Genomic DNA, 20,281 nt, shown 5'->3' on the forward strand with positions numbered 1-20,281 from the left:
TCTTCTCCAAATCTTTTTTTGTCCTTTGAAAAAAGATATAGTTTCAAACTATATCAAAGCCTAATTTTTTACAATTATACAGACGCTTTCTTTTCTGTTAAGATAGTTTCAACAACAATTTTTGGAGGACAAAACATGTCAACTACAATTATCGGTTTCCCACGTTTGGGTGAATTCCGCGAATTAAAATTTACAACTGAAAAATACTTTAGAAAAGAAATCTCAGAAGAAGAACTTTTGGCTGCTGCGAAAGAATTGCGTGCAAAACACTGGAACATCGTTAAAGAAAAAGGCATCACTGAAATCCCATCAAATGACTTTTCTCACTATGACAACTTCCTTGATGCTGCTTTCCTTTTTAACGTAGTTCCTGCATCTGTTCAAAACTTGGACTTGTCAGATCTTGAACGCTACTTTGCTTTGGGACGTGGTTACCAAGGAGAAAAAGGGGATGTTCGTGCCCTTCCGATGAAGAAATGGTTTAACACTAACTACCACTACATCGTTCCTAAATTTGAAAAAGACACTCAAGTCAAATTGGCTGGTCACAAGATTTTCGATGAGTTCCAAGAAGCTAAAGAGCTTGGTCTTAACACTCGTCCTGTTCTTGTAGGTCCATTCACTTTCCTTCAATTGTCAGACTTTGAAGAAGGCGTGAAAGCAGAAGATTTCGTGGATAGCTTAGTAGCTGCTTACCAAGATGTTTTTGCGAAATTGGCTGAACTTGGTGCAACTCGTATCCAACTCGATGAAGCTGCTCTTGTCAAAGACTTGACAGAAGAAGAAAAAGCACTCTTCTTGAACATCTACAACAAACTCTTGGCTGATAAAAAAGGTCTTGAAGTCTTGCTTCAAACTTACTTCGGTGACGTTCGTGACGTCTACGCTGACCTTGTGAAATTGCCAGTAGATGCAATCGGTCTTGACTTTGTGGAAGGTAAGAAAACTCTTGAACTCGTTAAAGGTGGCTTCCCAGCTGACAAGACTCTCTATGCAGGTATTGTCAATGGTAAGAACATCTGGCGTAACAACTACGAAAAGAGCTTGGCTATTCTTGAGCAAATCCCAGCTGAAAATATCGTTTTGACAAGCTCATGCTCACTTCTTCATGTGCCATTTACAACTGCTAATGAAGATTTTGAACCAGCTATTTTGAACCACTTTGCATTTGCAGTTGAAAAATTGGATGAGATCCGTGACTTGGATGCTATCCGCAACGGTCAAGGTGCAGAAGCTCTTGCAGCAAACAAAGAACTCTTTGCGACTGAACGTGTTGGTGAAAATGCTGAACTTCGTGCGCGTATCGCTGGATTGACTGACGCAGACTACACTCGTTTGCCAGCCTTTGCAGAACGTGAAGCAATCCAAGAAGAAGCATTCAAACTTCCAGCTCTTCCAACAACAACAATCGGTTCATTCCCTCAAACTAAGGAAGTTCGTGCGAAACGTTTGGCCTTCCGTAAGGGTGAATTGTCACAAGAAGAATACGATGCCTTCCTTGCTGAAACGATCGACGAATGGATCAAATGGCAGGAAGAAGTTGGATTTGACGTGCTTGTACACGGTGAATTCGAGCGTAACGACATGGTTGAGTACTTCGGTCAAAACTTGTCAGGTTACCTCTTCTCTAAGAACGGTTGGGTACAATCATACGGTATGCGTGGGGTTAAACCACCAATCATCTGGGGTGATGTGACTCGTCTCAACCCTATCACTGTGAAATGGTCTAGCTACGCACAAAGCCGTACGGACAAACCTGTTAAAGGTATGTTGACTGGACCTGTTACAATTCTTAACTGGTCATTCCCACGTGAAGACATCTCTATCAAGGATTCTACTCTTCAAATCGCTCTTGCAATCAAGGATGAAGTTCTTGACCTTGAAGCTGCAGGCGTGAAAATCATCCAAATCGACGAGGCTGCTCTTCGTGAGAAATTGCCACTCCGTCGTAGCGACTGGTACGAAGACTACCTTGACTGGGCTATTCCAGCCTTCCGCTTGGTACACTCAACAGTAGCACCAGATACACAAATCCACACTCACATGTGTTACTCAGAATTTACAGATATCATCCCAGCTATCGACAACATGGATGCGGACGTTATCTCATTTGAAGCTAGCCGTTCAAATCTTGAAATCTTGGACGAACTTAAAGCTCAAAACTTCCAGACAGAAGTGGGTCCTGGAGTTTACGATATCCACTCTCCTCGTGTGCCTAACGAAGGCGAAATCGACCACACAATCGAAGCTATCCTTGCCAAAGTTCCAAGCAAGAAAGTATGGATCAACCCTGACTGTGGTTTGAAAACACGTGGTATCCCAGAAACGAAAGAAAGCTTGATCCGCCTTGTAGACGCTGCGAAAGCTGCGCGTGAGAAATTGTAAGAAAAGACAGTTCTCTCTACACGGTTGATCAGTAAGAAATCAACTAGAAAAGGTTCATACATATGTCACGTCAAACACCGTCCCTCTCATTTGAAGTTTTCCCTCCAAACCCAGAAGTAGGCAATGACAAAATTATTGCAGCCCTGAAAGACATGCAGGGCTTGGCACCACACTTCATCAGTGTGACTGCTAGTAATAATAAATTTAATATCAAAGAGACGACGGTTCGTTTGGCTGATTATATCCAAAATGACTTGGAGATTCCAACCATTGCTCACTTGCCAGCTATCTATTTGACTAAGGATAAGGTGGCTGAGACCATTGCGGATTTGGATAAAGTTGGTGTTCAGAAAATCTTGGCTCTTCGGGGGGATATCATTCCAGGTGTTGAGCCACAGAAGGATTTCCGTTACGCCACAGACTTGATTGAGTTTATCACTGAACAGGCGCCACACTTTGATATTATTGGAGCTTGTTATCCAGAAGGGCACCCGGATTCGCCAAACCAAATCTCAGATATTCAAAATCTCAAGAGAAAAGTGAATGCAGGCTGTTCAAGCCTTGTCACTCAGCTATTCTTTGACAATGAGCGTTTCTACGATTTCCAAGACAAATGTACCTTGGCAGGGATTGATGTTCCCATTCATGCAGGTATCATGCCAATCCTGAATCGTAACCAAGCGCTTCGTCTCTTGAAGACTTGTGAGAATATCCATCTCCCACGTAAATTTAAGGCTATCTTGGACAAGTATGAGAATGACCCTGAGTCACTCAGAGCAGCAGGACTTGCCTATGCCGTAGACCAAATCGTGGACTTGGTAACGCAAGACGTAGCAGGCGTGCATCTCTACACCATGAACAATGCAGACACTGCTCAGTACATCCACCAAGCAACCCATGCCTTGTTCAATCACCAACCTTAAAATAATAAAAAGCAAACCATTCTTCTTTTCATAGCAGAATGGTTTCTTTTTTTATAGAAAAGACCGTACTTTTTAAGAAAAATATGATAAAATAGACTCTGTACGTACTTGATACAAAGATGAGGGTATTTAGGTTGTAAAGGTTGCGAAAACGAAACTCAAAAAGTCCAAAATATCTTGAGTAATTGAACCCGCCTACAACTCTGTGGGAAAAGATAAATCCTCCTAGGAGCAGTCGCTCCGTCGTTTGATTTCCTATTTTCCTTTGAGTTGCTTAACGGCTTAGTATCTTGAGTAATTGAATTTTGGCCTCATTTCTTAGGAAAAAAGATAAGCTTCCTAGCACTCATCGAGTGCGACGTCACCTTCCTATTTTTCTACAGAAATGTTCGGCAAGCCGAACCGTCCAAAATATCTTGAGTAATTGAACCCGTCCGAAAAGCTGTGTAAAAAAGATAAACTGACTTGTCTTCATCGAAGACTTCACCAGTTTCCTATTTTTACTTTGCTTTTTGCGGCCTTAGTATCTTGATCTTTGTAGGCAAGGCGTATAATATTAACAATCCAAAGGGGATTAAAATGACAAAACATGTGTTTCAAACGACTTTCGCGGGTCGTGAGTTGATCGTAGAGACTGGTCAGGTTGCTAAGCAAGCAAATGGCTCTGTTGTGGTGCGTTACGGTGAGTCAACCGTCTTGACTGCTGCTGTTATGTCTAAGAAGATGGCAACTGGGGATTTCTTCCCGCTTCAAGTCAACTACGAAGAAAAAATGTATGCGGCTGGGAAGTTTCCTGGTGGCTTCATGAAACGTGAAGGACGTCCTTCAACAGATGCGACTTTGACAGCGCGTTTGATTGACCGTCCAATCCGTCCAATGTTTGCGGAAGGTTTCCGTAATGAAGTGCAAGTCATCAATACTGTTCTTTCTTACGATGAAAATGCATCTGCACCAATGGCAGCTATGTTTGGTTCATCATTGGCACTTTCTATCTCAGATATTCCGTTTGACGGACCAATCGCTGGGGTACAAGTGGGTTATGTGGATGGGGAAATCATCATCAACCCAACGCAAGAACAAGCAGAGCAATCGCTTCTTGAATTGACAGTAGCAGGTACTAAACACGCCATCAACATGGTAGAGTCTGGTGCCAAAGAATTGTCAGAAGAAATCATGTTGGAAGCTCTTCTCAAAGGACACGAGGCTGTCAAAGAATTGATTGCCTTCCAAGAAGAAATCGTTGCGGCAGTTGGTAAAGAAAAAGCAGAAGTGGAATTGCTTCATGTAGATGCTGAATTGCAAGCTGAAATCATCGCAGCTTACAACAGTGACCTCCAAAAAGCGGTCCAAGTAGAAGAAAAATTAGCTCGTGAAGCTGCAACTCAAGCAGTGAAAGACCAAGTCACAGCAGTTTATCAAGAAAAATATGCAGACCACGAAGAATTTGATCGTATCATGCGTGATGTAGCTGAAATCTTGGAACAAATGGAACACGCAGAAGTGCGCCGTTTGATCACAGAAGACAAGGTACGTCCTGATGGTCGTAAGGTCGATGAAATCCGTCCTTTGGATGCGGTTGTTGACTTCGTTCCCCGTGTGCACGGTTCAGGTCTCTTTACTCGTGGACAAACGCAAGCTCTTTCTATCTTGACTTTGGCGCCAATGGGTGAAACGCAAATCATCGATGGTTTGGATCCAGAGTACAAGAAACGCTTTATGCACCACTATAACTTCCCACAATATTCTGTAGGGGAAACTGGACGTTACGGTGCACCTGGTCGTCGTGAAATTGGTCACGGTGCTCTTGGTGAGCGTGCCCTTGCTCAAGTTTTGCCAAGCTTGGAAGAATTCCCATACGCTATCCGTCTAGTAGCAGAAGTCTTGGAATCAAACGGTTCTTCATCTCAAGCCTCTATCTGTGCCGGAACTCTTGCCCTTATGGCTGGTGGTGTTCCAATCAAGGCGCCAGTAGCAGGGATTGCTATGGGACTTATCTCAGATGGTAACAACTATACAGTATTGACAGATATCCAAGGTTTGGAAGACCACTTTGGAGATATGGACTTCAAGGTTGCAGGTACTCGTGACGGGATTACAGCCCTTCAAATGGATATCAAGATCCAAGGGATTACTGCAGAAATCTTGACGGAGGCTCTTGCTCAAGCCAAGAAAGCTCGTTTTGAAATCCTTGATGTGATCGAAGCAACTATTCCAGAAGTTCGTCCAGAATTGGCTCCAACTGCTCCGAAAATTGATACCATCAAAATTGATGTGGACAAGATCAAGATTGTCATCGGTAAGGGTGGAGAAACCATCGATAAGATCATCGCTGAAACAGGCGTTAAGATTGACATCGACGAAGAAGGTAACGTATCTATCTACTCTAGCGACCAAGATGCCATTAACCGCGCTAAAGAAATCATTGCTGGTTTGGTTCGTGAAGCCAAAGTGGACGAAGTCTACCATGCCAAAGTTGTTCGTATCGAGAAATTTGGTGCCTTTGTCAACCTCTTTGACAAGACAGATGCCCTCGTACACATCTCTGAAATGGCTTGGACTCGTACTAATAATGTAGAAGATTTAGTTCAAATTGGTGATTTTGTGGATGTTAAGATTATCAAGATCGATGAAAAAGGTCGTGTAGATGCTTCTATGAAGGCACTCTTGCCACGTCCGCCAAAACCTGAACGTTCAGAAGAAAAAGGTGAAAAGGGTCATCGCCATGGCGATCGTCCTCGTCACCATCACAAGGACCACAAACCAAAGAAAGAATTTACTGAAACACCAAAAGACTCAGAATAAGAAAGGAGAAATGTATGGGATGGTGGCGTGAAACCATTGATATCGTAAAAGAAAATGATCCAGCGGCTCGCACCACTTTGGAGGTTCTTTTGACCTATCCTGGTGTGAAAGCCTTGGCTGCCCACCGTCTCTCTCATTTTCTCTGGAAGAATGGTTTTAAGCTTTTAGCTCGTATGCATAGCCAGTTTTGGCGTTTTTGGACTCAGATTGAGATTCACCCTGGAGCTCAGATCGAATCAGGTGTCTTTATCGACCATGGGGCAGGACTTGTGATTGGGGAGACGGCGATTGTTGAGAAGGGTGTTCTTCTCTACCACGGTGTCACTCTCGGTGGGACTGGTAAGGATGTTGGCAAACGACATCCGACCGTGCGTAAGGGAGCGCTCATTTCTGCTCATGCCCAAGTCATCGGACCTGTAGAAATCGGTGAAAATGCCAAGGTCGGTGCCGCAGCAGTTGTTGTAGCAGATGTTCCTAGCGACGTGACGGTTGTCGGCATTCCTGCTAAGATTGTTCGTGTTCACGGGCAAAAGGATGAACCAACCATTCACGAAGTCGAAGAAAAACGTGAATACTACGTCAATAAACTCGAGCAAGCGAGAGAAGCCAGTCACAGGTCGTCTGGTTTGTAAGGAGAAGTGATTCGTTAATTTAGGAGGTTAGGTCGATGCTATTAGAAGAATTTGAAAATGTACCTGCTGTTATCGAGCCAACTGATCGAAGCCTCCTTAGTGGTGGAGAAGTTTGTGATACTATTATCTTGTCTTTTAATGGAGAAATCCTTGAACGAGTAAAGCAGATAGAAGGTGTCTACGAAGGTGGCTATCTTACCAATCTAAATGGCAAACTGCCATGGTATATCTATGAAAAAGATGGGAGTAAGGTAGCAGTTGCTATGGCTACTATTGGAGCTCCAATGGTTGTTGGACTCTTAGAAGAACTAAAAGCAAGAGGATTTAAGAACTTTATTGTTTTGGGATCTTGCGGAGTTCTAGACCAGTCTATTCAAGCAGATAAGATTATCTTACCAAGCTCGGCTTTACGTGATGAAGGTACTAGTTATCACTATGCTCCAGCAAGTGATGAAATAGCCTATGAGCGATCTCTACTCTTAACTATGGAAAACGCCTTGGATAAAGCTGGTGTTGAGCATATTCGAACAAAGTCTTGGACCACAGATGCCTTCTATCGTGAGACAGCTGCTAAGGTCAAACGAAGACTTGAAGCAGGAGCTAGAGTTGTAGATATGGAAGCTTCGGCTATCATGGCCTGGGCCCAATATCGACAAGCCCAGGTCTATCAATTTTTCTATACAGCTGACTATGTCGACCATCACAATCATGAGTGGGATGCCAGACGCGAAGAAAGAAAAGCAGATGCTATGACTTTCTTTGAGATAGCCTTAGTAATTGCCAGAGAGCTGGATTGAAACTACTCTTTACGATAAACAAGAAAGAGAAAGGAGTCAGTGAGTGATTAAAATCTATGACACCATGTCTCGTGATTTACGAGAATTTGTCCCAATCGAGGACGGCAAGGTCAAGATGTATGTCTGTGGGCCAACAGTTTATAACTATATCCACGTGGGGAATGCCCGCTCAACGGTAGCTTTTGATACTATTCGTCGCTATTTTGAATATCGTGGCTATGAGGTTGCCTATATTTCTAACTTCACAGATGTGGATGATAAGATTATTAACCGTGCTAAGGAAGAAGGTATCACACCTCAGGAAGTAGCGGACAAGTATATCGCTGCCTTTCGGGAAGATGTGACGGCTTTGGGTGTGAAACCTGCGACTCGCCATCCTCGTGTAGTCGAGTTTATGGCTGATATCATCCGCTTTGTAGAAGACTTGATTGAAAAAGGCTTTGCCTATGAGAGTCAAGGGGATGTCTATTTCCGTGTAGAAAAATCCCACAACTATGCTAAGTTAGCTAATAAAACCCTAGAAGACTTGGAATTAGGTGCTTCAGGTCGGACAGACGAAGAAACAGCTCGCAAGGAAAATCCTGTAGACTTTGCTCTTTGGAAAGCAGCCAAACCAGGTGAGATTTCTTGGGACAGTCCATGGGGGCCTGGTCGTCCAGGCTGGCATATCGAATGTTCGGTTATGTCAACGGAGATTTTAGGCGATACCATCGATATTCACGGTGGTGGAGCTGACCTTGAGTTTCCTCACCATACCAACGAAATTGCCCAATCTGAAGCTAAAACAGGCAAGACTTTTGCCAACTACTGGATGCACAATGGCTTTGTCAACATCGACAATGTCAAGATGTCCAAGTCTTTGGGGAACTTCATTACGGTACACGATGCCCTCAAAACTATCGACGGTCAAGTGCTTCGTTTCTTCTTTGCGACTCAGCATTACCGCAAACCTATCAACTTTACGGAAAAGGCTGTGCGCGATGCCGAGACTAATCTCAAGTATTTGAAGAACACTTACGAGCAACCATTTACTGGAGATGTAGATGCTCAAGAATTGCAAGCTTTTAAAGATAAGTTTGTAGCAGCTATGGATGAGGATTTCAATACAGCTAATGGAATCACTGTTGTCTTTGAAATGGCCAAATGGATCAACTCAGGTAACTATGATGCAAGTGTTAAGGAAACTCTTGCAGCCATGTTGGAAGTCTTTGGAGTTGTCTTTGTTGAGGAAGTTTTGGATGAAGAGATTGAAGCCTTGATTCAAAAACGCCAAGAAGCGCGTGCCAATCGTGACTTTGCGACAGCTGACCAAATCCGTGACCAACTAGCTGCTCAAGGGATTAAACTACTTGATACCAAGGATGGAGTGAGGTGGACACGTGATTGATGTCAATCTCATTAACGGGATTGCGCTAGCCTTTGAAGGAGATGCGGTTTATTCTATGTATATTCGCCGTCATCTCATTCTTAAAGGCATGACCAAGCCCAATAAACTCCATCAAGAGGCCACTAAGTATGTATCAGCCAAGGCTCAGGCACGCTTGATTTCCCTTATGTTAGAAGAAGAAGTCCTGACGGAAAAGGAAGAAGAAATCTATAAACGTGGTCGCAATACCAATAGTCATACCAAGGCAAAGAACGCAGATGTAGTGACCTACCGTATGTCTACAGGTTTTGAAGCGGTCATGGGTTATCTTCATATGACTGAAAATGTGGAGCGCCTAGAAACCTTGATTTCTTGGTGTATCCAAAAAGTGGAGGGCTAGGAATGATTGCAAAAGAATTACTAGATTGGTTTCCACAAGCTCAAATTGTAGATCAGCCAATTGATAAGGAAGGTTTTCTTACGCTGCCAGTTTCCTCGCAACAGTGGATTTTACTGGAGGAAATTGGACTAAGTGAACGTGAGAAACAGTTGGTGGCTCTCTTAACCCAGCAGGAGCAAACGATCTCGCTCAATCCCTGGTATAGCTATTTGATTGAGGGCAAGGGACAAGCACCGCAAAGTTTTAAAAAGCTACAAGTTGTCTATTGTCACCTTTCCTATTACCAACAGGAAAACTTGACTTCTTGGTTGGATATGATGAGAACCCTCTTTCCTAATTGCGAGACAGTGCTTCAGGTGGGAGCTCAGGATTACCTGTTTGTTCTCCAACAGGACAAATACACTTCAGTTCGGTCTATCTTAACAGATACCTTGGAAGCAGTAGAGTATGACTTTGGGGTTCGCTTATCCATCATGCTTGGTCAGGTCTGGTCGCAAACAGGAAATCAGAGTTTGACAGATCTCATCAAAGCAGAACGTGACTTGTTTAAAAACTGGTGGCGACAAGGACACCAAGGATTCCATACGTTTTCTCAGCTCTACCTTTGGAGTATGGGTGAAAAAATGGTGGATCTTGGTTTGATCAAAGATTATCTCCACCAGATGATTTTGGACCAGGATCAAATTCAGGAAATCATTCTCTCCTTATGGGAAAATAGTGCAGTCCTAACTAAAACAGCACAACAACTGTATTTGCACCGCAATTCTCTCCAATACAAGATTGATAAATGGGAAGAATTGACAGGGCTTCAGTTGAAAGAATTGACAGATTTGACCTTGTGTTATCAGTTGATTTTATCAGATATTATTTAAAGTTTTGTGCAAGTTGCACAGAACTTTTTTATTTTTTTGGTCACCTTGCCATAGAAATGTAAAGCGTTTTCATTTATAATAAAACTATCAAAAATAAAAGGAGTTCACCGAAATGGTAGAATTAAATCTTAAAAATATTTACAAAAAATATCCAAACAGCGAACACTACTCAGTTGAAGACTTCAACTTGGACATCAAAGACAAAGAATTTATCGTTTTCGTAGGACCTTCAGGATGTGGTAAATCAACTACACTCCGTATGATTGCAGGTCTTGAAGACATCACAGAAGGTACTGCATCTATCGATGGTGTGGTTGTCAACGACGTAGCTCCAAAAGACCGTGATATCGCCATGGTATTCCAAAACTACGCTCTTTACCCACACATGACTGTATACGACAACATGGCTTTCGGTTTGAAATTGCGTAAATACAGTAAAGAAGATATCGACAAACGTGTACAAGAAGCAGCTGAAATTCTTGGTTTGAAAGAATTCTTGGATCGTAAACCAGCTGACCTTTCAGGTGGTCAACGTCAACGTGTTGCCATGGGTCGTGCGATCGTCCGTGATGCAAAAGTGTTCTTGATGGACGAGCCTTTGTCAAACTTGGACGCAAAACTTCGTGTATCAATGCGTGCTGAAATTGCTAAAATCCACCGTCGTATCGGAGCTACAACTATCTACGTAACTCACGACCAAACTGAAGCGATGACACTTGCAGACCGTATCGTTATCATGTCAGCTACTAAAAACCCTGCTGGTACTGGTACTATCGGACGTGTTGAACAAATCGGTACTCCTCAAGAAGTTTACAAAAACCCAGTTAACAAATTCGTAGCAGGATTTATCGGAAGCCCAGCTATGAACTTCATCAATGTTAAATTGAACGGTGATCACATCGTTGGTGACGGCTTCAACTTGAAAGTTCCAGAAGGTGCTTTGAAAGTTCTTCGTGAAAAAGGTTACGAAGGTAAAGAATTGATCTTCGGTATCCGTCCGGAAGACGTGAATGCAGAACCTGCTTTCCTTGAAACATTCCCAGAATCAGTTGTAAAAGCAACTATCTCTGTATCAGAATTGCTCGGTTCAGAATCTCACCTATACTGCCAAGTTGGTAAAGATGAATTCGTTGCTAAAGTTGATGCACGTGACTACTTGCAAGCTGGTGCAACAGTTGAACTTGGATTTGACTTGAACAAAGCTCACTTCTTCGACGTAGAAACTGAAAGAACAGTTTACTAAGATAGATTTGAATCAACCAACACTACTAGAATTTCTCTAGTAGTGTTTTTTTAGAGTTCAGCAAAGTCTTAGGGAATAGGCTTTTCTAGTTTTCATATTGACCAAAAAGTGTTAAAATGGTAGGAAGAACTGGAGAGTATGCATGCCAAAAGAAGTAATTTATTCAGGCGATGAAGTCGTCGCTTTAACGCAACAATATTTATCGAAAGAAGATGTGGCTTTTGTACACAAGGCCTTGGTTTACGCTGTAGAATGTCATAGTGGGCAGTATCGTAAATCAGGCGAGCCCTACATTATCCACCCTATTCAGGTAGCAGGTATTTTAGCCAAGCTCAAGCTAGACGCTGTCACTGTTGCCTGTGGTTTTTTGCATGACGTGGTAGAAGACACAGATGCTACTTTGGATGACTTAGAGCGTGAGTTTGGACATGATGTTCGAGTGATTGTAGACGGTGTTACCAAACTTGGTAAGGTCGAGTATAAATCTTTTGAGGAGCAATTGGCCGAGAATCACCGCAAGATGCTCATGGCCATGTCTGAGGATATCCGTGTTATCTTGGTAAAACTCTCTGACCGCCTGCACAATATGCGCACTCTCAAGCATCTTCGTAAGGACAAGCAAGAGCGTATTTCTAGAGAAACAATGGAAATCTATGCACCACTTGCTCATCGTTTGGGGATTTCAAGTGTGAAGTGGGAACTGGAAGATCTCTCCTTCCGCTATCTCAATCCAACTGAATTTTACAAGATTAGTCACATGATGAAGGAAAAACGTCAAGAACGTGAAGCCTTGGTCGATGAAGTTGTGACAAAACTTGAGGAATATTCGTCTGAGCGCCACCTTACAGGGAAAATCTATGGTCGTCCAAAGCATATCTACTCTATCTATCGCAAGATGCAGGACAAGAAAAAACGCTTTGAGGAAATCTATGACCTGATTGCCATTCGTTGTATCTTAGATACTCAGAGTGATGTTTACGCCATGTTGGGTTATGTTCATGAACTATGGAAACCAATGCCAGGCCGTTTCAAGGATTATATTGCCAATCGTAAGGCCAATGGTTACCAGTCTATCCATACGACTGTTTATGGACCAAAAGGGCCGATTGAGTTCCAGATTCGTACCAAGGAAATGCACGAGGTTGCTGAGTACGGGGTTGCGGCTCACTGGGCCTACAAAAAAGGAATCAAGGGTCAAGTTAATAGCAAGGAATCTGCTATTGGAATGAACTGGATCAAGGAGATGATGGAACTCCAAGACCAGGCGGATGATGCCAAGGAATTTGTAGATACTGTCAAAGAAAACTATCTGGCTGAGGAGATTTATGTCTTTACTCCAGATGGAGCGGTTCGTTCTCTGCCAAAGGATTCTGGACCGATTGACTTTGCTTATGAGATTCATACAAAGATTGGGGAAAAAGCAACAGGTGCCAAGGTTAATGGCCGTATGGTTCCATTGACGACTAAGTTAAAAACGGGTGACCAGGTTGAAATCATCACCAATCCAAATTCATTTGGACCAAGTCGTGACTGGCTCAACATGGTTAAGACCAGCAAGGCCCGTAACAAAATTCGTCAGTTCTTTAAAAACCAAGATAAAGAATTGTCCATCAATAAAGGCCGTGAAATGCTGATTAGTCAGCTTCAAGAAAACGGCTATGTGGCCAATAAATTTATGGACAAGCGTCACATGGATGAAGTCCTTCAAAAAACCAGCTACAAGACTGAAGAAGCCCTTTTTGCAGCCATTGGTTTTGGAGAAATCGGAGCCATTACCGTCTTTAACCGTTTGACGGAGAAGGAACGTCGTGAAGAAGAACGTGCCAAAGCCAAGGCAGAAGCAGAAGAACTGGTCAAGGGTGGCGAAGTCAAAGTAGAGAACAAGGACACGCTTAAGGTGAAGCATGAGGGTGGAGTTGTCATCCAAGGTGCTTCTGGGCTCTTGGTCCGGATTGCTAAATGTTGTAACCCTGTTCCTGGTGATGATATCGTTGGTTATATTACCAAGGGGCGCGGAGTTGCCATCCACCGTGTGGACTGTATGAATCTTCGTTCACAGGAAAACTACGAGCAACGTCTGCTAGATGTTGAATGGGAAGACCAATTCTCAACCAAGGAATATATGGCTCATATCGATATCTATGGACTCAACCGTTCTGGTCTTTTGAATGATATCTTGCAAGTCCTATCAAACACGACTAAGAATATCTCTTCAGTTAATGCCCAACCGACCAAGGATATGAAATTTGCCAATATCCATGTATCCTTTGGAATTTCTAACCTTTCAATGTTGACAACGGTAGTTGATAAGATTAAGAGTGTACCAGAAGTCTACTCAGTCAAACGGACCAATGGTTAAGTATGATCGATACAGTCAGAAAGGATTTCTATGAAAATCATCGTTCAGCGAGTTAAGCAAGCTCAGGTTTCTATTGAGGGGCAGATTCATGGTCAAATCAAACAAGGACTCTTGCTCCTAGTGGGTGTTGGACCTGAGGATCAGCAAGAAGATTTGGATTATGCAGTCAGAAAACTTGTCAATATGCGGATTTTCTCAGATGCCGAAGGCAAGATGAACCTATCTGTTAAGGACATCCAAGGAGAAATTCTCTCCATCTCTCAATTTACTCTTTTTGCCGATACTAAAAAAGGAAATCGTCCAGCCTTTACAGGTGCAGCCAAACCAGATATGGCCGAGGCCTTCTATCAAGATTTTAATCGAGAACTAGCCAAGGAAGTTCCTGTTGAAACAGGTGTTTTCGGAGCAGATATGCAGGTAGAACTGGTCAATGATGGGCCGGTAACCATCATCCTTGATACAAAAAATAGATAAGAAAAACCAAGCTTGTTAGCTTGGTTTTTGTTTATCTATAAAATCCCTAAAAGACAAAGCTTATAGGGATAAGGGGGGGTCAGTTCATTTTTTCAACATAGAGTTGTTTGGCGATTTCTAGACTTACCAAGAGTTCTTCATTGTTGTGAATCAAAGTAAAGGTATTAGAGAAATCATCAAACTGTTGAACTTGGAGTTTGTCTCCGATATTGATGGCATGTTTTTCCAGATATTTTAGGAGATCAAAACTGTCGTGAACCCGAGTCAGGAGATAGGTTCCAGCTTCTTTGGTTTCTGATAGTGGTAGGTTGTTGATTTCAACCAACAGCTCTCCTTTAGCAGGAATGGTACCACCGTGAGGGCAAGTTTTTGGGAAACCTAGCATACTTTCTAATCTCTCTACAAAAAAGTCTGAAACGGTATGTTCTAATACTTCAGCTTCCTCATGAATTTGGTCACTGCTATAGTCTAGATGGTGGACCAGAAAAACCTCAATCAAACGATGTTTACGATAAAGTTCTGATACAAGTGTTAGCCCAATATCGGTTAGCAAGTACCCTTTTTTCTTATCTTTTAAGATGAGATTTTCAGACTGCATGCGCTTAATCATTTCAGTTACAGCTGGAGGAGATACCTGCATTCGAGCAGCAATTTCCTTATTGGTAATCTTAGGAACATCCATGCCAATCTCATAAATACATTTTAAGTAGTCTTCTTTATTTGGTGTCATTCGCATTTCCTTGTTTATTATCTCCATCTAGTATACCAAAAAAAGCTAGATTTCTCTAGCTTCTTGCTACAAGAGCTTGACTTAGTTGAGTTTTTTTGCAGCTGCAATAGCGGCTTCAAAGTCTGGCTCGCTGTTGATATTATCCACGTATTCGACGTAGCGGATGGTATTATCGGTATCGAGAACAAAAACTGCGCGTGCAAGCAGATGCCACTCATTGATTAAGAGGGCGTAATCGCGTCCAAAGGAGTGGTCGAAGTAGTCTGAAAGCATGATGGCATTCTCAATTCCTTCAGCACCACACCAGCGTTTTTGAGCGAAGGGGAGGTCCATAGATACTGTTAGGACAACAGTGTTGTCTAAGCTAGCCAATTCTTGGTTAAAGCGACGAGTCTGTAGCGAGCAGATGCCTGTATCGATAGAAGGGATGATACTCAAGATCTTTTTCTTGCCTTCAAAGTCAGCCAGTGTTTTTTTAGAGAGGTCAGTCGTTGTGAGAGAGAAATCAAGTGCTTTATCTCCTACTTGTAGTTGTTTTCCTGTAAACGTAACAGGGTTTCCGAGGAATGTAGTCATAAGCTACTCCAATCTTTTTTCTTTCATTTTACATTAAACGTTCAGACTCTTCCAATAATTTGACTGGATTTTGAATCAAAAAAACGCCAATTCAAGGTGACTGACGTTTTTAAAATAATTATTTAGCTAAACCTTCAGCAATCTTGTCAAGGTTATATTTCATCATGTTGTAGTAGCTATCGCCTTCTTTACCTTCTTCAGCGATTGAGTCCGTAAAGATTTGAGCATAGATTGGGATGTTTGTGTCTTTTGAAACAGTCTTCATTGGACGATCATCGACACTGGACTCAACAAATAGTGATGGGACTTTCATTTGGCGAAGTTTTTCAACCAAAGTCTTGATTTGGTCAGGTGTTCCTTCTTCTTCAGTGTTGATTTCCCAAATGTAAGCACTTGGTACACCGTAAGCTTTAGAGAAGTATTTGAAGCATCCCTCGCTGGTTACGATGAGTTTCTTGTCAGCATCAATAGCGTTAAATTTCTCTTTGGCTTCCTTGTCAAGCTTGTCTAGTTTTTCAGTGTATTCTTTGAGATTCTTTTCGTAGAATTCCTTGTTGCTAGGGTCTTTGGCGATGAGTTGCTTAGCAATATTTTGAGCATAGATGATCCCATTTTCAAGATTGAGCCAAGCGTGTGGGTCTTCTTTCCCTTTTTCATTTTCCCCTTCTAGGTAGATGACATCAACGCCTTCACTAACTGCAAAGTAGTCTTTGTTTTCAGTTTTCTTAGCATTCTCAACTAATTTTGTAAACCAGGCATTTCCACCTGTTTCAAGGTTGATACCATTGTAGAAAATTAAGTCGGCTTGCGAAGTTTTCTTGACGTCTTCTGGTAGTGGCTCGTACTCGTGTGGATCTTGTCCTACAGGCACGATACTATGAAGATCAATCTTGTCTCCTGCGATATTTTTAGTAATATCAGCGATGATAGAGTTAGTTGCTACAACCTTTAGTTTTTGGTTTGTAGATGCTGTGTCTTTTTTTCCGCTAGCACAGGCAGCTAATCCAATGATAGCAAGAAAAAGAACAAGCAATGTACCTAATTTTTTCATTATATTCCTCCAGAGGGGCTCCCTCATTATTGTTTGATTTTTTTATTTTTCAGCTTCAGATAACGTTGTTTTGGTGCGATAAAGAAACTGATGAGAAAGAAACTTGCAGATGTCAGCACGATACTTGAACCTGCAGCCAGGTTAAAGCTATAACCGATAAAAAGTCCCAAGACAGAAGCTAGAGCTCCCAAGCCTGATGAAAGAAAAATCATGGTCTTTAGACTATTGGCGTAAAGATAAGCTGTCGCGGCTGGAGTAATCAGCATGGCTACGATAAGGATGGTTCCGACACTTTGCATAGCAGTCACTGACACCAAAGTCAAGAGTATCATGAGTAGATAGTGGTAGAAATTAACTGGCATGCCCATAGCTTTGGCTAGGAGTTCATCAAAGGATGTAATCAAGAGTTGCTTGAAGAAAATCCCGATAATCAATAGAATGAGAGCTCCCATACCGATGGTAATATACATGTCTATGTCTTGCACAGCTAAGATATTCCCAAAGAGAATATGGAAGAGGTCAGTCGAGCTTTTAGCCACACTAATCAAGATAATGCCCAGAGCCAATAAAGATGAAAAGGTAATCCCAATGGCAGTGTCACTCTTGATAATAGAGTTCCCCTTGATGTAGGTGATGATGACAGAGGCAAGCAGTCCAAAGATGATAGCACCAATAAAGAAGTCAATTCCTAAAATAAAAGAAAGAGCTACACCAGGTAAGACAGCGTGCGAGATAGCATCTCCCATAAGGGACATACCACGGAGAATGATAAAGCATCCGACCGCTCCAGCAACAATACCAATCACAACAGCTGTAATCAAGGCATTTTGGAGAAAGTGGAAGTTCTGCAATCCATCTATAAATTCTGCAATCATAGGTCACCTCCATTGAAAAAGAGTCGGTCACCATAAGCTTGTTTGAGATTGGCTTGGGTGAAGGTCTCCTTTGTTGGACCAAAGGCAATTAGCTCCTTGTTGAGAAGGAGTACCTGGTCAAAATAATGGGCAACCTTGCCGAGGTCATGGTGAACGATAAGGACAGTCTTGCCAGCTTTTTTAAGATCTCTCAGCGTATTCATGATGATCTCTTCACTGACCGAGTCAATCCCCACAAAAGGCTCGTCTAAGAGAATATAGTCAGCCTCTTGAACTAGACAGCGAGCAATTAAAACACGCTGGAATTGTCCTCCAGATAGTTGACTAATCTGACGATCTGCATAGTCAGAAAGACCTACGATTTCGAGTGCTTCAGCCACCTTTTGCCAGTGGTTTGCTTTTAAAGTGTGAAAGAGTGGAATGGATGGATAGAGTCCCAGAGAGACACATTCTTTTACCTTGATAGGGAAGTTGTAGTCGATATGAATTTTTTGCTCGACATAGGCAACTTTCTTAAGAGATTTTTTCATTTCTTTATCTTCGATAAAAGCATGTCCTTCATGTGGGATAATGCCCAGCATACCTTTTAATAATGTTGATTTCCCGGCGCCGTTTGGACCAATAATTCCGGTAATCGTTGGTCCTTGGAGCACTAGTGAAATATCCTTAAGTGCCAACGTTTCTTTGTAGGAGACACTGAGGTTTTCGATACGTATCATACAGTTGTATTCCTCCTGGATTTTAATATACCTTAATTTTATTTTTAAGTCAAGTTAATTTTGGTAAAAATTTAAAATATTAATGATGAAATCGATCAGTAAGAGACGGCATTTTTAATTGCATTCCCCAGGGATTTTTGCTAAGCTAAGAATAAGTGAAAAATGAAAGCGAGAACAAGATGACACGATATCAAGATGATTTTTATGATGCTATAAATGGTGAGTGGGAAAAGACTGCGGTCATTCCAGCTGACAAATCGCGAACAGGTGGTTTTATCGACCTTGATGAAGAAATCGAAGAGTTGATGCTAACGACGACAGACAAGTGGTTGGAAGGAGAAGATGTTCCAGAAGATCCTATCCTAGCAAACTTTGTCAAATACCACGCTATGGTGAGAGATTTCGATAAGCGAGAAGCAGACGGAATTGAGCCAGTCCTTCCTTTATTGAAGGAATACCAAGATTTGGAAAGTTTTGCGGACTTCGCAAGTAAACTAGCAGCATTTGAATTAGCTGGCAAACCAAACTTCCTTCCATTTGGAGTATCACCAGACTTTATGGATGCTAGAACCAATGTTCTCTGGGCTAGTGCTCCAGGAACTATTTTGCCTGATACAACCTACTATGCGGAAGACCATCCTCAGCGTGAGGAATTATTGAACCTTTGGAAAGAAAGTACTTCTAATCTCCTCAAAGCCTATAACTTCTCAGATGAAGAAATCGAAGACTTGCTAGAAAAACGATTGGAATTGGACCGCCGCATCGCAGCTGTCGTACTTTCAAACGAAGAGAGTTCAGAATATGCCAAACTTTACCATCCGTATTCTTATGAAGATTTCAAAAAGTTTGCACCTGCTCTACCTCTCGATGACTTCTTCCAAACTGTGATTGGACAAACTCCAGATAAGGTTATCGTAGATGAAGAACGTTTCTGGCAAGCAGCAGAGCAATTCTATAGTGAAGAAGCTTGGCCTTTGCTCAAGGCAAGCTTGATCTTGAGTGTGATCAATCTTTCAACGAGCTATTTGACAGATGAGATTCGTATCTTGTCAGGTGCTTATGGCCGTGCTCTTTCAGGTGTTCCAGAAGCCCAAGACAAACGTAAGGCGGCTTATCATTTAGCGCAAGGACCATTTAAACAAGCTCTCGGACTTTGGTATGCCCATGAAAAATTCTCTCCAGAAGCAAAGGCGGATGTAGAGAAAAAAGTAGCAACTATGATTGACGTTTATAAGGAACGCTTGGCTAAGAATGACTGGCTGACTCCTGAAACACGAGAAAAAGCTATCGTCAAACTCAATGTCATTAAGCCTTATATCGGTTATCCAGAAGAATTGCCAGCTCGCTACAAGGACAAGGTAGTGGATGAATCTGCTAGCCTCTTTGAGAATGCTCTTGCCTTTGCGCGTGTGGAAATTAAGCACAGTTGGAGCAAGTGGAATCAGCCGGTTGACTACAAGGAGTGGGGAATGCCTGCTCACATGGTTAATGCCTACTACAATCCACAAAAGAACTTGATTGTCTTCCCAGCTGCTATCTTACAGGCACCATTCTATGACTTGCATCAGTCATCTTCTGCCAACTATGGTGGTATTGGTGCGGTTATTGCCCATGAAATTTCTCACGCCTTTGATACTAATGGAGCTTCCTTTGATGAAAATGGAAGTCTCAAGGATTGGTGGACAGAGAGCGACTACGCAGCTTTTAAAGAAAAAACACAGAAGGTTATCGACCAGTTTGATGGTCAAGAATCTTACGGTGCAAAAATCAATGGTAAATTAACTGTATCCGAAAACGTTGCCGACCTAGGAGGAATTGCTGCTGCCCTTGAAGCTGCTAAGAGAGAACCAGACTTCTCAGCTGAAGAGTTCTTCCATAACTTTGCTCGTATCTGGCGAATGAAAGGTCGCCCAGAGTTGATGAAACTCATGGCTAGCGTTGACGTACACGCCCCAGCTAAACTCCGTGTTAATGTCCAAGTGCCAAACTTTGATGACTTCTTTACAACCTATGATGTCAAAGAAGGTGACGGCATGTGGCGTTCACCAGAAGACCGTGTGATTATTTGGTAAAATGA

The 20,281-nt window shown here is 42.3% G+C and carries 17 protein-coding genes; 12 read left to right on the forward strand and 5 right to left on the reverse strand.

The window, feature by feature from the left end:
• Positions 1-135: 135 nt before the first annotated feature.
• The 11 genes from metE to dtd all read left to right on the forward strand — a co-directional run bounded on the left by metE (position 136) and on the right by dtd (position 14,253).
• The gene (gene metE, locus QM382_RS00495) at positions 136-2,385 is read left to right on the forward strand and encodes a 5-methyltetrahydropteroyltriglutamate--homocysteine S-methyltransferase (protein ID WP_414272089.1); all 2,250 of its coding nucleotides are present in this window, start codon (positions 136-138) and stop codon (positions 2,383-2,385) included.
• 62 nt (positions 2,386-2,447) lie between these two features.
• Positions 2,448-3,308: a methylenetetrahydrofolate reductase [NAD(P)H] gene (metF, locus tag QM382_RS00500; RefSeq protein ID WP_414272090.1), complete on the forward strand. Its 861-nt coding sequence runs from the start codon at positions 2,448-2,450 to the stop codon at positions 3,306-3,308.
• A gap of 579 nt (positions 3,309-3,887) precedes the next feature.
• The gene (gene pnp, locus QM382_RS00505; RefSeq protein ID WP_414272091.1) at positions 3,888-6,110 is read left to right on the forward strand and encodes a polyribonucleotide nucleotidyltransferase; all 2,223 of its coding nucleotides are present in this window, start codon (positions 3,888-3,890) and stop codon (positions 6,108-6,110) included.
• Between the two features lie 14 nt (positions 6,111-6,124).
• Entirely contained in the window at positions 6,125-6,742 is a 618-nt protein-coding gene (cysE, locus tag QM382_RS00510) for a serine O-acetyltransferase (RefSeq protein ID WP_414272092.1), read from the forward strand.
• 35 nt (positions 6,743-6,777) lie between these two features.
• On the forward strand, positions 6,778-7,539 hold the full coding sequence (locus QM382_RS00515; RefSeq protein WP_414272093.1) for a nucleoside phosphorylase: 762 nt from the start codon (positions 6,778-6,780) through the stop codon (positions 7,537-7,539).
• 43 nt (positions 7,540-7,582) lie between these two features.
• Positions 7,583-8,926, forward strand: a complete 1,344-nt coding sequence (gene cysS / locus QM382_RS00520) for a cysteine--tRNA ligase (RefSeq protein WP_178894719.1) — start codon at positions 7,583-7,585, stop codon at positions 8,924-8,926.
• On the forward strand, positions 8,919-9,305 hold the full coding sequence (locus QM382_RS00525; RefSeq protein ID WP_004251273.1) for a Mini-ribonuclease 3: 387 nt from the start codon (positions 8,919-8,921) through the stop codon (positions 9,303-9,305). Before cysS ends, QM382_RS00525 begins: the two co-directional genes overlap by 8 nt.
• A gap of 2 nt (positions 9,306-9,307) precedes the next feature.
• A complete protein-coding gene (locus QM382_RS00530; protein WP_414272094.1) occupies positions 9,308-10,177 on the forward strand; it encodes a helix-turn-helix domain-containing protein in 870 nt (289 codons plus the stop codon).
• A 112-nt stretch (positions 10,178-10,289) separates the two neighbouring features.
• Entirely contained in the window at positions 10,290-11,420 is a 1,131-nt protein-coding gene (locus QM382_RS00535) for an ABC transporter ATP-binding protein (RefSeq protein ID WP_254730484.1), read from the forward strand.
• Between the two features lie 142 nt (positions 11,421-11,562).
• Entirely contained in the window at positions 11,563-13,779 is a 2,217-nt protein-coding gene (locus QM382_RS00540) for a RelA/SpoT family protein (RefSeq protein WP_414272095.1), read from the forward strand.
• Between the two features lie 30 nt (positions 13,780-13,809).
• The gene (dtd, locus tag QM382_RS00545) at positions 13,810-14,253 is read left to right on the forward strand and encodes a D-aminoacyl-tRNA deacylase (RefSeq protein ID WP_414272096.1); all 444 of its coding nucleotides are present in this window, start codon (positions 13,810-13,812) and stop codon (positions 14,251-14,253) included.
• A 79-nt stretch (positions 14,254-14,332) separates the two neighbouring features.
• Here the strand turns inward: dtd and QM382_RS00550 are convergent, their stop codons facing one another.
• The 5 genes from QM382_RS00550 to QM382_RS00570 form a co-directional block, all read right to left on the reverse strand.
• Entirely contained in the window at positions 14,333-14,983 is a 651-nt protein-coding gene (locus QM382_RS00550) for a metal-dependent transcriptional regulator (protein ID WP_414272097.1), read from the reverse strand.
• An 81-nt stretch (positions 14,984-15,064) separates the two neighbouring features.
• Positions 15,065-15,559 (reverse strand): thiol peroxidase, encoded by a 495-nt coding sequence (tpx, locus tag QM382_RS00555; RefSeq protein ID WP_414272098.1) that lies wholly within the window; start codon positions 15,557-15,559, stop codon positions 15,065-15,067.
• A gap of 118 nt (positions 15,560-15,677) precedes the next feature.
• Positions 15,678-16,610: a metal ABC transporter substrate-binding lipoprotein gene (locus QM382_RS00560; RefSeq protein WP_414272099.1), complete on the reverse strand. Its 933-nt coding sequence runs from the start codon at positions 16,608-16,610 to the stop codon at positions 15,678-15,680.
• 26 nt (positions 16,611-16,636) lie between these two features.
• Complete coding sequence (locus QM382_RS00565; RefSeq protein WP_004251242.1) at positions 16,637-17,485, reverse strand: metal ABC transporter permease; 849 nt, start codon at positions 17,483-17,485, stop codon at positions 16,637-16,639.
• A complete protein-coding gene (locus QM382_RS00570) occupies positions 17,482-18,204 on the reverse strand; it encodes a metal ABC transporter ATP-binding protein (RefSeq protein ID WP_414272100.1) in 723 nt (240 codons plus the stop codon). Before QM382_RS00570 ends, QM382_RS00565 begins: the two co-directional genes overlap by 4 nt.
• A 179-nt stretch (positions 18,205-18,383) precedes the next feature.
• Between QM382_RS00570 and QM382_RS00575 the strand changes: the two genes are divergently transcribed.
• Positions 18,384-20,276: a M13 family metallopeptidase gene (locus QM382_RS00575; RefSeq protein WP_414272101.1), complete on the forward strand. Its 1,893-nt coding sequence runs from the start codon at positions 18,384-18,386 to the stop codon at positions 20,274-20,276.
• Positions 20,277-20,281: the final 5 nt, after the last annotated feature.

Source organism: Streptococcus infantis, assembly GCF_047465185.1.
Taxonomy (GTDB): Bacteria; Bacillota; Bacilli; order Lactobacillales; family Streptococcaceae; genus Streptococcus; species Streptococcus infantis_O.

Bases quoted from the DNA above. Each gene is read 5' to 3' on its own strand.
- pnp (WP_414272091.1), top strand. From the start codon at position 3,888: ATGACAAAACATGTGTTTCAAACGACTTTCGCGGGTCGTGAGTTGATC.
- QM382_RS00535 (WP_254730484.1), top strand. From the start codon at position 10,290: ATGGTAGAATTAAATCTTAAAAATATTTACAAAAAATATCCAAACAGC.
- QM382_RS00515 (WP_414272093.1), top strand. From the start codon at position 6,778: ATGCTATTAGAAGAATTTGAAAATGTACCTGCTGTTATCGAGCCAACT.
- metF (WP_414272090.1), top strand. From the start codon at position 2,448: ATGTCACGTCAAACACCGTCCCTCTCATTTGAAGTTTTCCCTCCAAAC.
- QM382_RS00540 (WP_414272095.1), top strand. From the start codon at position 11,563: ATGCCAAAAGAAGTAATTTATTCAGGCGATGAAGTCGTCGCTTTAACG.
- QM382_RS00565 (WP_004251242.1), bottom strand. From the start codon at position 17,485: ATGATTGCAGAATTTATAGATGGATTGCAGAACTTCCACTTTCTCCAA.
- metE (WP_414272089.1), top strand. From the start codon at position 136: ATGTCAACTACAATTATCGGTTTCCCACGTTTGGGTGAATTCCGCGAA.
- tpx (WP_414272098.1), bottom strand. From the start codon at position 15,559: ATGACTACATTCCTCGGAAACCCTGTTACGTTTACAGGAAAACAACTA.
- QM382_RS00575 (WP_414272101.1), top strand. From the start codon at position 18,384: ATGACACGATATCAAGATGATTTTTATGATGCTATAAATGGTGAGTGG.
- QM382_RS00560 (WP_414272099.1), bottom strand. From the start codon at position 16,610: ATGAAAAAATTAGGTACATTGCTTGTTCTTTTTCTTGCTATCATTGGA.
- QM382_RS00550 (WP_414272097.1), bottom strand. From the start codon at position 14,983: ATGACACCAAATAAAGAAGACTACTTAAAATGTATTTATGAGATTGGC.
- QM382_RS00530 (WP_414272094.1), top strand. From the start codon at position 9,308: ATGATTGCAAAAGAATTACTAGATTGGTTTCCACAAGCTCAAATTGTA.
- dtd (WP_414272096.1), top strand. From the start codon at position 13,810: ATGAAAATCATCGTTCAGCGAGTTAAGCAAGCTCAGGTTTCTATTGAG.
- QM382_RS00570 (WP_414272100.1), bottom strand. From the start codon at position 18,204: ATGATACGTATCGAAAACCTCAGTGTCTCCTACAAAGAAACGTTGGCA.
- cysE (WP_414272092.1), top strand. From the start codon at position 6,125: ATGGGATGGTGGCGTGAAACCATTGATATCGTAAAAGAAAATGATCCA.